The organism is Acinetobacter sp. VT 511 (assembly GCF_001077515.1).
Taxonomy (GTDB): domain Bacteria; phylum Pseudomonadota; class Gammaproteobacteria; order Pseudomonadales; family Moraxellaceae; genus Acinetobacter; species Acinetobacter schindleri.
In genome coordinates, this window is the sequence record NZ_LFRE01000089.1 from 192,139 (window position 1) to 204,310 (window position 12,172).

Sequence of the window (12,172 nt, forward strand, 5' to 3'; positions counted from 1 at the left end):
TCAGTAACGAATTAACCTACTGTTAAATCTTGCAAACGATATACATCCATCGGCAATTTAATCGCTAAAGCTTGGCATACTGCGTCCGCACCATTCAAGGTAGTTGTGTTATACACTTTACCTTGAAGCGCTGAACGACGGATCGAGAATGAATCTTCCTGCGCTTTTTTACCTTCAGTCGTATTGATTACAAGGTGGATTTCGCCGTTTTTGATACGGTCCACAATGTTTGGACGACCTTCAGTTACTTTGTTTACGCGTTCACATTCAAGACCAGCTTCGCTAATCACTTTAAATGTACCATCAGTTGCAAGAATCTTGAAGCCTAGGTCAATCAATTGTTTCGCAATACCTGCTGCACGAGGTTTATCTGAGTCACGTACAGAAATGAATGCGTGTTTCACTTCACCTTCTGTCGGAAGACCGGGTAGACGTTCGTTCGCACCTAGAACAGCTTTATAAAATGCTTCACCGAATGTTTTACCAACCCCCATCACTTCGCCTGTAGATTTCATCTCAGGGCCAAGGATCGGGTCAACGCCAGGGAATTTGTTGAATGGGAATACTGCTTCTTTTACAGAGAAGTGTTCAGGGATAATCTCTGAAGTGAATCCTTGAGATTCTAGAGATTGACCCGCCATACAACGTGCAGCCACTTTCGCTAAAGATTCGCCGATACACTTAGAAACGAACGGCACAGTACGTGATGCACGTGGGTTCACTTCCAGGATGTAAACGTCTTCGCCTTTAACCGCAAACTGAACGTTCATTAGACCAATTACGCCAAGTTCTTTTGCCATTGCAATTGTTTGACGACGCATTTCGTCCTGAATCTCTTTAGACAGAGAATAAGGAGGAATCGAACATGCTGAGTCACCTGAGTGAATACCTGCTTGTTCAATATGCTGCATGATGCCGCCAATCACAACGTCTTTACCGTCAGAGACACAGTCTACGTCAACTTCGATTGCATCATCCAGGAAACGGTCAAGCAGAACAGGCGCTTCGTTTGATGCTTGAACTGCATCACGTAGGTAGCGTTTAAGTTCTTCATCGTTATAAACGATTTCCATCGCACGGCCACCAAGGACGTAAGATGGACGTACCACAAGTGGATAGCCTACTTTAGACGCTTCAGCCATACCTTCTTCAGCAGATTTTACGATGCTGTTGTTTGGTTGACGAAGTTGCAGACGTTGAATCATTTGCTGGAAGCGTTCACGGTCTTCTGCGCGGTCAATCGCATCAGGAGATGTACCAATGATTGGCGCACCCGCTTCTTCTAAAGCACGAGCCAATTTCAAAGGTGTTTGACCACCATACTGAACGATAATGCCTTTTGGCTTCTCGATACGTACGATTTCAAGCACATCTTCAAGTGTAATTGGTTCGAAGTACAAACGGTCAGATGTGTCGTAATCCGTAGAAACAGTTTCAGGGTTACAGTTCACCATGATGGTTTCATAGCCGTCTTCACGCATTGCAAGGGCAGCGTGTACACAGCAGTAATCGAATTCGATACCTTGACCGATACGGTTAGGGCCGCCACCAATCACCATGATCTTGTCACGAGTCGATGGATTTGCTTCACATTCTTCATCGTAAGTTGAATACATGTAAGCTGTATCAGATTCGAATTCTGCAGCACATGTATCGACACGTTTGTAAACTGGCGTTACGCCCAGGTTCCAACGGTGTTTACGGAATTGTTTTTGTGAAATGCCCATCAAGTTCGCAATGCGAAGATCTGATAAACCTTTACGTTTGAATGCACGGATGTTATCCGCATTCAAATCACCAAAACCTAAAGTTTTGATTTGGTTTTCAGTTTTTATGATATCTTCGATTTGGATCAAGAACCAACGGTCGATGTTCGTCGCAGCAAAGACTTCATCAAGCGTGAAACCGTGACGGAATGCATCGCCCACGTACCAGATACGCTCAGGACCTGGAACTTTAAGCTCTTGTAAGATTTTCTCACGCGCGCCTTCAGTACCCGCTTCGATTTTCTCATCAAAGCCAGATGCACCGACTTCAAGACCACGAAGCGCTTTTTGCATAGACTCCTGGAAGTTACGACCAATGGCCATCACTTCACCCACAGATTTCATCTGTGTTGTCAAAGTTGCATCAGCTTGTGGGAATTTCTCGAAGTTGAAACGAGGAATCTTAGTAACTACATAGTCAATCGCAGGTTCGAATGATGCAGGTGTTGTACCGCCAGTAATGTCATTTTTCAGTTCATCAAGGGTATAACCTACAGCTAGTTTCGCCGCAATTTTCGCAATTGGGAAACCAGTTGCTTTAGACGCAAGCGCAGATGAACGAGAAACACGCGGGTTCATCTCGATCACCACCATACGGCCATCTTTCGGGTTAATACCGAACTGAACGTTAGAACCGCCTGTTTCTACACCAATTTCACGAAGTACAGCTAGAGAAGCGTTACGTAGTAACTGGAATTCTTTATCTGTAAGGGTTTGCGCAGGCGCAACAGTGATCGAGTCACCTGTGTGCACGCCCATTGGGTCGAAGTTTTCAATGGTACATACAATGATACAATTGTCGTTTTTGTCACGAACAACTTCCATTTCGTATTCTTTCCAGCCAATTAATGATTCATCGATCAATAACTGTTTGGTTGGAGAAAGATCGAAACCGCGTTCACAGATTTCAATGAATTCTTCTTTGTTGTATGCGATACCGCCGCCTGAACCACCCATGGTGAATGATGGACGGATAATCACAGGGAAGCCGAAGCGTGCTTGAATCTCTAAAGCTTCTTCCATTGATTCGGCAATGTCTGCTTTTGGACATTCAAGACCAATTTTACGCATTGCCTGGTCGAACAGTTTACGGTCTTCAGCTTTTTCAATTGCTTCTTTGGTCGCACCGATCAACTCAACATTGTATTTTTCTAAAATGCCGTGCTCATCAAGGGCAAGGGCACAGTTCAATGCTGTTTGACCACCCATTGTAGGAAGAACTGCGTCTGGACGTTCTTTCTCAATGATTGCTGCAACAGTCTGCCAGGTAATCGGTTCGATATACGTTGCATCTGCCATTGCAGGGTCAGTCATAATGGTTGCCGGGTTAGAGTTCACCAAAATAACACGGTAGCCTTCTTCACGAAGCGCTTTACACGCTTGCGCGCCTGAATAGTCAAACTCACACGCCTGACCAATCACAATAGGACCAGCACCGATAATTAAGATGCTTTTAATGTCTGTACGTTTAGCCATGATGCTTCCTTAATTACTTCTTAGATGCTTCGATAAGTTCGATGAAATGATCAAACAATGGTGCGCAGTCATGTGGACCAGGGCTTGCTTCAGGGTGACCCTGGAAGCTGAATGCAGGTTTGTCTGTGCGATGGATACCTTGGTTAGTACCATCAAACAGTGAGCGATGAGTCACACGTAATACCGCAGGCAAGGTGCTTTCATCCACTGCGAAGCCATGGTTTTGAGAAGTAATCATCACTGTACCAGTTTCAATGTTCTGTACAGGATGGTTGGCACCGTGATGGCCGTGAGGCATTTTCACAGTCTTGGCACCGCTTGCAAGCGCAAGAATCTGATGACCTAGGCAAATCCCGAATACAGGAATATTGCGGGCATCTTCTACAATTGTTTTTACAGCTTCAATTGCGTAGTCACATGCAGCTGGATCGCCAGGGCCGTTCGACAAGAACACGCCATCTGGATTCAGTGCAAGTACGTCAGCAGCAGGAGTTTGCGCAGGCACAACGGTCAATTTACAGCCGCGATCTGCAAGCATACGTAAGATGTTGGTTTTGACACCGTAATCGTATGCAACAACATGGAATTTAAATTCTGGTTGAGCGAAGCCTTTACCTAAAGTCCATGAACCTTCAGTCCATTCAAAACCTTCAGGATCACAGCATTCTTTTGCAAGGTCTAAACCATTCAGACCACCGAATGCGCGTGCTTTTTCAAGTGCTTCTTCTTCAGTGATGTTTTCGCCTGCAAGGATACAACCGTTTTGTGCACCTTTATCACGCAAAATTCGAGTTAATCGTCGCGTGTCGATGTCAGCAATAGCCACTACATTGTGCTGTTCTAGATATTCACCTAGGGATTGTTCAGCACGGAAGTTACTGTGTAATAAAGGAAGGTCACGGATAATTAAACCGTTTGCCCATACTTTATGAATACGACCTGATTCTGCGTCTTCTTCGTTGCAACCCGTATTACCGATATGTGGGTAAGTTAAAGTTACAAGCTGCTGTGCATAACTTGGATCAGTCAAAATTTCTTGATAGCCAGTCATGGCAGTGTTGAAAACGACTTCACCAGTCGTACAACCCGATGCGCCAATCGAAGTACCTTTAAAGATAGTTCCGTCGGCAAGGGCTAAAATTGCTGGGGTGCTCAAACCAAAGCTCCTGAAATTTAGGCTGTAAAAAAGCGAGTAGACGAAAAAAAAGGAAGGTTAATTTTTAAACCTACCCTCCTATGTCTGCTCGCTTGAACTTAACACGGCATTATACGCAGTAACACCTGCTAAGTCCAATAGCTTTGCTGCAAAAGTATGAGATAAATGGCTTGCTTTTTGCTTGAAAGTCTGTTTCGTGATCAATGTTGAAAAATGTAACCATTTAATAATTGTCAGACAAATCAAGTCTTAAATTTTATCGAATTTACTAATATGAAAGCGTCAAAACATAACTAAAGGCAAAAGACATGGCTACCACAACTAAAACTACAACATCTAAAAAAAATCTGAATGTCGTTGTCACTGAAACTGCCGAGCAGCTTGAAAAAGCAGCAATAGAGGCGAAAGAGCAGGCAGTGGAAACGCTTGGCGAAAGCAAAGAAAATATTGAAGCTGAAGTAAAAAAACTGAGCAATACTGTAACTGATCAGCTAACCCAGTTTAAACAGGATTTACTGCAGCGCATCGATACCCTGAAAGAGCAGTTGTTTAGCTCACAAAAAGAGTTGAATGAACTGACCAGCTTCATTAAAACCGAATTTAATGCGGTCATTGATGATCTATCAAAACTCGGTAAAGAATTAAAAGAAGATGTCACCCAGATTTCAACCAAGCATAAGGATCATCTGGCAGATACCCTAAAACGCTCTAAAGACAGTACGATTGAAGTTTTGAAAAAAGTTAAACCCGTCGTTGTAAAAGGAGAAACCGAAGAAAAAGAAACTGATCTAAAAAGTTAAACAAGCAACAAAACAAAAAAAGCAGCCGAAGGGGAGCATCTATGTTCTCCTTTCGTATTAGACGCAACACTGACTCATAAAACAAAAATAGGGGGTCATGATGCAACATCATCTTATAGCGGCAATATTGCTACTTGCCTTGATCATGGTTTTAAATCTTGAAACCTGGAAAAGCCGTCTAGCCTATCTTGCCATGGTAATACTGAGTTTTAGCTATTTCAGTGTTTTACAGGCCGCAGTTTTCATTATTGCGATTACTATGATTCTGATTTTTTACGCTGCTGTGACAGCAGTACAGAGAAATGCAAGACTACATCACTAATCTACTTACCCTGAACTTCAGGCAAAATAAAAAACGTGAGACCGATGAGCCTCACGTTTTTATATTTTTATCATTTGTGTATTACAGGAGAGTATTTACATCCTAGAACACATGTAACCAGTCACGCTTGTTATGAAAGTCTGCCTGTGGACTGCTGTGCTGCATGGCATAGTATTGATCGCCTTGAGGGGTTTTCAATACAGCAGACAAGCCAAGGAACAGATCAGCCCATTTTAGCTTGTTCAGGGCCATGAAATCGGTTAGATCCAAGCTGACATTGAGTCCATAATGGGTACGCTTGAGCTGGTTCAGGTCGATATCATAAGCCACTTGTGGCGGCATTTCTTCCGGATAACGGTATTCTTCAAACTGATAGGCTTGCCAAGCCTGAGAAGGAGAGAGATTGATTTCGCGATAAAAATCCTCTTCCTTTACCCCAATAAAAATTTCAAAACACGTCTGTTCCCAGAGAAAGTCCTGACGGGGGTGTGCTGCGACCAGTTCTGGCCAAAGCACATACTGGTTCGGATCGCGTAGCCAAAAACCCACATTCAATGTGGATGGGCCTTGCTGTTCAATCGCGCCGACCAGCGAGATCGCCTGAAAACGACGATCGAATGCATTCAGTTCGTAACTAGCCATAGATCCTGAACTTAGTTAGACAAGTGCGCAAAGCGAACAAGGTTAGACAGTTTTTGGTTCTGTTTCGGCGCTTTTTTGTAAAGCAACGCGATTTTACCAATGGTTTGTACGATTTCAGCACCTGTTGCTTCAACGATCTCAGTAATGAGAACAGCACGTGCTTCACGATCTTCAGCCACAACTTTCACTTTAATCAGTTCGTGGTCGTTAAGCGCACGCTCAAGTTCTTCGATCACATTTTCAGTCAGGCCTTTGTCACCAAGCATTACCACCGGGTTTAATGCATGTCCGATTTGACGTAAACGTTTACGTTCCTGAATAGATAAAGACGCCATGAGAGATAACCTGATTTTTAAAACGGCTTAGTATAACAAAAGCAAAAAACAAACGCTTTATATTCTCAGGAAATAATCGGTGCCATCACATAAAAAATCCAACCAACTGTCTTAGATTTAGATACAGATCAATACTGCAAATCATGTGTTTTTCACGTACAATTAATAATTGGAAGTTTTTTTTATTTAGAGAGTTATGGCAACACGCATTACCAACCAGAAGTTATCCAAAAGTAGTCGTGCGTGGATGAGAGAGCATCTCGATGACTTTTATGTGAAGAAAGCGCAAAAAGAAGGTTATCGGGCACGTGCAGCGTATAAACTTCTTGAGATTCAAGAAAAATACGGCATTATCAAACCAGGTATGACGGTTGTCGATCTGGGCGCAGCGCCAGGAAGCTGGTCGCAAATTGCTGGTAAACTGGTCGGTTCTAAAGGTCTGGTGATCGCATCGGATATCCTGGAAATGGATGCACTGCCAGATGTGACCTTCCTGCAAGGTGACTTTCGTGAGCAGGAAGTGTTCGATAAATTGTTAAATATTTTAGATGGACGTACGGTAGACGTTGTAATTTCCGATATGGCCCCCAATACATCAGGTAATAAGGCTGTAGATCAACCGCGTCAGATCTATCTCTGTGAACTGGCCCTTGACTTTGCCAACAAGGTTTTAGGTCCTAAAGGTCAGTTTATTGTTAAAGTCTTCCAGGGCACTGGCTTTGATGAATTCCGTAAGGAAGTTGTTAATAGTTTTGATGTTCTGAAAACGGTAAAACCTGCTGCATCGCGTGCTCGCTCGAAAGAAGTCTTTCTGGTGGGGCAGGGGCGCAAGAAGGCTTCTAAATAAAGTCTACTTGCCAACACGCTAAAAATTGTGCATTTTGTACGTTTTTAATAATTGCAAGTTGAACAAACTTGGAAATTCAGGTCACCCGCGAGGGCATGATCAAATTAGATTGGAAATGGGAATAAAGCTTTGAGCGATCTTTTTAAGAATGCCGTATTGTGGCTCGTGATACTGGGTGTGCTGGTGCTCATCTTCAGCAACGTCAGTGATCGCAATCAGCCGACAACAATGAACTATTCAGAGTTTGTTGCAGCGGTGAATGACGGCCAGATTAAGCAAGTGACAATAGATGGCGAAAGAATTCGTGGTGAGAAATCAAACGGTTCCGAGTTTGAAAGTATTCGTCCGGCAGTTCAGGATCCTGAACTGATGCCGAATCTCATCAAGAACAATGTGGTTGTTGAAGGTACTGCACCACAACGCCAAGGCTTGTTGATGCAGTTACTGATTGCAAGTTTCCCTGTGCTCTTAATCATTTTGTTATTCATGTTCTTTATGCGCAACATGGGTGGCGGTGCAGGCGGCAAGAACGGCCCGATGAGCTTCGGTAAGTCGAAGGCGAAAATGCTGTCTGAAGACCAGATTAAAGTCACCTTTACTGATGTTGCGGGTTGTGATGAAGCAAAACAGGAAGTCGTGGAAATCGTTGACTTCCTGAAAGATCCTGCGAAATTCAAACGTCTGGGTGCCACTATTCCTAAGGGCGTCCTGATGGTGGGTCCTCCGGGTACGGGTAAAACCTTGCTTGCAAAAGCGATTGCAGGTGAAGCGAAAGTTCCATTTTTCAGTATTTCCGGTTCTGACTTCGTAGAAATGTTCGTGGGTGTCGGTGCATCTCGTGTACGTGATATGTTCGAACAGGCGAAACGCCATGCGCCATGTATCATCTTCATCGATGAGATTGATGCTGTCGGTCGTCACCGTGGTTCAGGTACAGGCGGTGGTCACGATGAACGTGAACAGACCCTCAACCAGATGCTGGTTGAAATGGATGGTTTCGAAGGCAATGAAGGGATTATCGTCATCGCGGCAACTAACCGTGCCGATGTACTGGATAAAGCCTTACTTCGTCCCGGTCGTTTTGACCGTCAAGTGATGGTTGGCTTGCCAGACATTAAAGGTCGTGAACAAATCCTGAATGTTCACTTGAAGAAACTGCCGTCTACAACGGGTGTGGATGTGAAAGTCTTGGCTCGTGGTACTCCTGGTTTCTCTGGTGCGCAGTTAGCAAACCTTGTAAACGAAGCAGCATTATTCGCGGCACGTCGTAACAAGAATACTGTCGACATGCATGACTTTGAAGATGCTAAAGACAAGCTGTATATGGGTCCTGAACGTAAATCGATGGTACTTCGTGAAGAAGAGCGTCGTGCTACGGCTTACCATGAAGCAGGACATGCAATTGTTGCGGAAATGCTGCCAGGTACTGACCCTGTGCATAAAGTAACGATCATGCCGCGTGGTTGGGCATTAGGTGTAACCTGGCAGTTGCCTGAGTTTGACCAGACCAGCCATTACAAAGATAAAATGCTGAATGATATTTCGATCTTGTTCGGTGGTCGTATCGCAGAAGAAGTCTTCATTAACCAGATGTCGACTGGTGCCTCAAATGACTTTGAACGTGCAACCAAAGTTGCGCGTGCGATGGTGACCAAATACGGTATGTCTGACAAGTTAGGCGTAATGGTCTATGAGGATGACTCGCAACAATCATTCATGGGCAGCATTGGTAGCCGTACAATTTCTGAAGCGACTCAACAGCAGGTTGATGCTGAAGTACGCCGTATCATCGATGAGCAATATAAAGTGGCTCGTGATATTCTGGAAAACAACAAGGATATCGCGCATGCCATGGTGAAAGCGTTGATGGAATGGGAAACAATCGATCGCGAGCAAATCCGTGACATCATGGAAGGTCGTGAGCCTAAGCCACCTAAGGTCTATGTTTCAGACAATCCTGTGATTGATGTAACACCGAAGGATGGTCCGTTGACTCCTCCGCCATTACCAGCCAATTAAGCAGAAAATAAAAAACCACCTTCGGGTGGTTTTTTTATGGCAATGATGGATTGTTTTGGCGTGATGCTATATTCAGCTATAAAAAACCAATGAGCAAAAATAAAAATGACAATAGCTGTTTTGGAATCCCGTATTTATCAGTTACTTTTAGAACCATTAACTTGGGAGCATTTTACAGATTTAGAAGGAGCTTGTGCTGAAGGAGATTTGGGCGAAGTGCTTTATAATTCTGTACCTTACTTAAGCGAATTAAAACAATATGTACAGCAAGCTTTGGTTCAACAAGCTCAGGGTACAAGGATGGCTTTTGCTGTGATTGATTTAACATCGGGTCGAGCGATTGGAACCACCAGTTATCATGATATCAAGCCTGAAATTCCACGTGTGGATATTGGTTATACCTGGTATGCACAGCGTTATCAGCGTACCTATGTGAATCGGGTCTGTAAATATCTTCTTTTAAGTCATGCCTTTGAAGAGCTTAATGCTCGGGTAGTAGGCTTTCGTACGGATCATCTGAATCTAAAAAGTCAAAAAGCCATTGAAGCTCTAGGAGCTAAACGGGATGGCATCATTCGATGTCATATGTTGCGTAAAGATGGTCAGACAGTGCGGGATAGCTATATCTATAGTATTTTAAGAAGTGAATGGGTAGAGGTAAAATCACAGTTACAACCTAAGCTCATGCAATACTCAAATAAACCGCAGTTTGAAATTTAATTCTGGCTTGTTTCAGCTTTGCTTTATATCGCTATCCATACGACAATACGCTAGTTATTGGATTTAGGATGAAAACATGCAGCTGATGCCGTTATTACCACGCGTATGGACATTTGAACACTCAACACTGGATCTGTCTCAGCCGCATGTGATGGGGATTCTGAATGTTACACCGGATTCATTTAGTGATGGGGGCAAACATAATTCTCAAGATGCTGCAGTAGCGCGTGCATTGGAAATGATGGCAGAAGGCGCAACGGTCATTGATGTGGGTGGCGAGTCGACTCGTCCGGGTGCATCGGTGGTTGAAGTAGAAGAAGAAATTCGCCGTGTGGTGCCTGTGGTTGAAGAACTGGCCAAGCACAATGTCGTGATTTCAATTGATACTTCCCAGCCAGAAGTGATTAAGGCTGCAGTGAAAGCTGGAGCACATATCTGGAATGATGTTCGTGCACTGACACGACCGAATGCCTTGGTAACTGCTGCTGAGTTGGATATTCCGGTCATTATTATGCATATGCGTGGTGAACCTACTACGATGAATAATCTGGATCAGTATCAAGATGTCACGCTTGATGTCATTGCAGAATTAAAACAGCGCGTGCAGGATGCATTAGATGCCGGGGTGAAAGCTGAGCACATTATGATTGATCCCGGTTTTGGATTTGCCAAAAATGCTGAACAGAACCTGAAACTACTGAATGAATTGTACAAACTAACTCAACTTGGTTATCCAATATTGTCGGCGTTGTCACGTAAACGCTTTATTGGACAGGTGCTGGGTGGAGCAGAAGCCGTAGAACGCGCAGTGGGATCAGTAGCAGCACACTTGCTAAGTATTCAACAAGGTGCCTGCATGGTACGTGTACATGATGTCAAAGCGACAGCAGATGCAATTAAGGTCTGGAAGGCAATGCAAGCTGCGGTTTAATTGTTGGCTAGATTGTATGTTAGGCGGCGTGCTGTTTGGCTTTTAAGCGGCAATATGGTATATAGGGCACGCTTAATTTTTAGTTATAGTTTTAGAGTGCCTGTAATGTTTGCAGATTTACTTCTCCCAATGTTCGATGATGAATATTATCCCGATATTCTGGTTGCTGAAGTAAAGCAGCACATCGAACGTTTTGCCAAAAAGGTGACAAAATCTGGTTTATCTGAATACGAGATTTATCAGTTTGCCAATGCGACTGTGGCAGAAATCAATGAAATGAAACCGCAGTTCGAAGACCTGGATTCCTCTTTAGATGATACCGCAGCAGATTATATTGCTGAAGCCATGATGATGGTGGTACAGGAACAGGGATACTTCGAAGTTGAAATGGAAGAGCTGGTCGCGACTCGTGAATGGTGAAAAAAGCCCTGTTTTCACAGGGCTTTTTTTAATGATCTAAAAATGCTTCTTTAAAATTTTTATAATGAATTTCATTTAGGAGTTTCTGTTCTTCCTGCATGCAGCGTTGATGTAATTCTAGATAATATTTTTTTAAATCCTTTTGCAGTGGCACAGGTTCCGGCTCTTTACTTTGCGACTGTTGATAAGACCAGTAAGCCATTTGGCGGATATGCTGCAAACGTACCAGCAGGGTGCTGCGGGTAGAGTTTCTAAAGCCGGGCTCAATTAATACTGCTACAAAACTGCTGAAGGCAAGTAGGCCCAGGCAAGGTAAAGCAATGAACGCTGAATGTAAATACTGGTAATTGATCAGTGACAGAACAACAATCAGGGTTTGAATATATAAACAGGATTGCAGGCGCTTTGCGTAGCGTACAGAACTGTACTTGGCCTGAAACTGGGCACGCCAGATATAAGGATAGAGCATACTAATAAGTACGATCGTACCCGCACTAATGGCCTGATTCTTCGAATCCATAAAGTCTGGATAAAAAGGCAGGGAAAAGCACAGACCACAAAATGCTGTAATCAGCATCAAAATCCCGATACGCAAATATAAATACGGATCAATGGTTTGATTCAAATATTTATAGCGGCTATAGCTAAGTCTGCAAAAGAATGCATCAGGATGGCGTAACTGTAATCTGGCTAGATCGAAAGAGCGGGGTGCGGACATGAGGAGGCACACTCTATTTA

Annotated in this window: 12 protein-coding genes; 7 read left to right on the forward strand and 5 right to left on the reverse strand. The window is 43.7% G+C overall.

Going from position 1 to position 12,172, the window contains the following annotated elements; translation table 11 throughout:
• Positions 1 to 11 precede the first annotated feature (11 nt).
• Both carB and carA read right to left on the reverse strand, forming a co-directional pair.
• Positions 12 to 3,242: a carbamoyl-phosphate synthase large subunit gene (gene carB / locus ACS72_RS13720; protein WP_048882408.1), complete on the reverse strand. Its 3,231-nt coding sequence runs from the start codon at positions 3,240 to 3,242 to the stop codon at positions 12 to 14.
• A 13-nt stretch (positions 3,243 to 3,255) separates the two neighbouring features.
• Positions 3,256 to 4,398: a glutamine-hydrolyzing carbamoyl-phosphate synthase small subunit gene (gene carA, locus ACS72_RS13725; protein ID WP_004814933.1), complete on the reverse strand. Its 1,143-nt coding sequence runs from the start codon at positions 4,396 to 4,398 to the stop codon at positions 3,256 to 3,258.
• Positions 4,399 to 4,706: 308 nt separating this feature from the next.
• Between carA and ACS72_RS13730 the strand changes: the two genes are divergently transcribed.
• Positions 4,707 to 5,198, forward strand: coding sequence for a hypothetical protein (locus ACS72_RS13730; protein ID WP_048882409.1), 492 nt, complete (start codon positions 4,707 to 4,709; stop codon positions 5,196 to 5,198).
• A 100-nt stretch (positions 5,199 to 5,298) separates the two neighbouring features.
• Positions 5,299 to 5,520, forward strand: coding sequence for a hypothetical protein (locus ACS72_RS13735; protein WP_048882410.1), 222 nt, complete (start codon positions 5,299 to 5,301; stop codon positions 5,518 to 5,520).
• Positions 5,521 to 5,622: 102 nt separating this feature from the next.
• Here the strand turns inward: ACS72_RS13735 and ACS72_RS13740 are convergent, their stop codons facing one another.
• Together ACS72_RS13740 and yhbY are read right to left on the reverse strand one after the other, a co-directional pair.
• On the reverse strand, positions 5,623 to 6,162 hold the full coding sequence (locus ACS72_RS13740) for a DOMON-like domain-containing protein (RefSeq protein ID WP_048882411.1): 540 nt from the start codon (positions 6,160 to 6,162) through the stop codon (positions 5,623 to 5,625).
• 11 nt (positions 6,163 to 6,173) lie between these two features.
• Positions 6,174 to 6,497, reverse strand: coding sequence for a ribosome assembly RNA-binding protein YhbY (gene yhbY, locus ACS72_RS13745; RefSeq protein WP_004814942.1), 324 nt, complete (start codon positions 6,495 to 6,497; stop codon positions 6,174 to 6,176).
• A 196-nt stretch (positions 6,498 to 6,693) separates the two neighbouring features.
• Here yhbY and rlmE point away from each other — a divergent pair, with 196 nt between their 5' ends.
• The 5 genes from rlmE (at position 6,694) to ACS72_RS13770 (ending at position 11,434) form a co-directional block, all read left to right on the forward strand.
• The gene (gene rlmE / locus ACS72_RS13750) at positions 6,694 to 7,344 is read left to right on the forward strand and encodes a 23S rRNA (uridine(2552)-2'-O)-methyltransferase RlmE (protein WP_048882412.1); all 651 of its coding nucleotides are present in this window, start codon (positions 6,694 to 6,696) and stop codon (positions 7,342 to 7,344) included.
• Between the two features lie 129 nt (positions 7,345 to 7,473).
• Positions 7,474 to 9,363 carry an ATP-dependent zinc metalloprotease FtsH gene (gene ftsH / locus ACS72_RS13755; RefSeq protein WP_004814946.1) on the forward strand — a complete coding sequence of 630 codons (1,890 nt, stop codon included), beginning with the start codon at positions 7,474 to 7,476 and terminating at the stop codon, positions 9,361 to 9,363.
• A 105-nt stretch (positions 9,364 to 9,468) separates the two neighbouring features.
• Positions 9,469 to 10,083 (forward strand): GNAT family N-acetyltransferase, encoded by a 615-nt coding sequence (locus tag ACS72_RS13760; protein ID WP_048882413.1) that lies wholly within the window; start codon positions 9,469 to 9,471, stop codon positions 10,081 to 10,083.
• Positions 10,084 to 10,159: 76 nt separating this feature from the next.
• Positions 10,160 to 11,014, forward strand: coding sequence for a dihydropteroate synthase (gene folP, locus ACS72_RS13765; protein WP_048882414.1), 855 nt, complete (start codon positions 10,160 to 10,162; stop codon positions 11,012 to 11,014).
• Positions 11,015 to 11,119: 105 nt separating this feature from the next.
• Positions 11,120 to 11,434 (forward strand): DUF5713 family protein, encoded by a 315-nt coding sequence (locus tag ACS72_RS13770; protein ID WP_004892021.1) that lies wholly within the window; start codon positions 11,120 to 11,122, stop codon positions 11,432 to 11,434.
• A gap of 28 nt (positions 11,435 to 11,462) precedes the next feature.
• Here the strand turns inward: ACS72_RS13770 and ACS72_RS13775 are convergent, their stop codons facing one another.
• Positions 11,463 to 12,152: a hypothetical protein gene (locus ACS72_RS13775; protein ID WP_048882415.1), complete on the reverse strand. Its 690-nt coding sequence runs from the start codon at positions 12,150 to 12,152 to the stop codon at positions 11,463 to 11,465.
• Positions 12,153 to 12,172: the final 20 nt, after the last annotated feature.

Excerpts from the sequence above, each read along its gene's own strand:
- ACS72_RS13730 (WP_048882409.1), top strand. The coding sequence starts at position 4,707 with ATGGCTACCACAACTAAAACTACAACATCTAAAAAAAATCTGAATGTC.
- ACS72_RS13770 (WP_004892021.1), top strand. The coding sequence starts at position 11,120 with ATGTTTGCAGATTTACTTCTCCCAATGTTCGATGATGAATATTATCCC.
- ACS72_RS13775 (WP_048882415.1), bottom strand. The coding sequence starts at position 12,152 with ATGTCCGCACCCCGCTCTTTCGATCTAGCCAGATTACAGTTACGCCAT.
- carB (WP_048882408.1), bottom strand. The coding sequence starts at position 3,242 with ATGGCTAAACGTACAGACATTAAAAGCATCTTAATTATCGGTGCTGGT.
- folP (WP_048882414.1), top strand. The coding sequence starts at position 10,160 with ATGCAGCTGATGCCGTTATTACCACGCGTATGGACATTTGAACACTCA.
- ACS72_RS13735 (WP_048882410.1), top strand. The coding sequence starts at position 5,299 with ATGCAACATCATCTTATAGCGGCAATATTGCTACTTGCCTTGATCATG.
- yhbY (WP_004814942.1), bottom strand. The coding sequence starts at position 6,497 with ATGGCGTCTTTATCTATTCAGGAACGTAAACGTTTACGTCAAATCGGA.
- ACS72_RS13760 (WP_048882413.1), top strand. The coding sequence starts at position 9,469 with ATGACAATAGCTGTTTTGGAATCCCGTATTTATCAGTTACTTTTAGAA.
- ACS72_RS13740 (WP_048882411.1), bottom strand. The coding sequence starts at position 6,162 with ATGGCTAGTTACGAACTGAATGCATTCGATCGTCGTTTTCAGGCGATC.
- rlmE (WP_048882412.1), top strand. The coding sequence starts at position 6,694 with ATGGCAACACGCATTACCAACCAGAAGTTATCCAAAAGTAGTCGTGCG.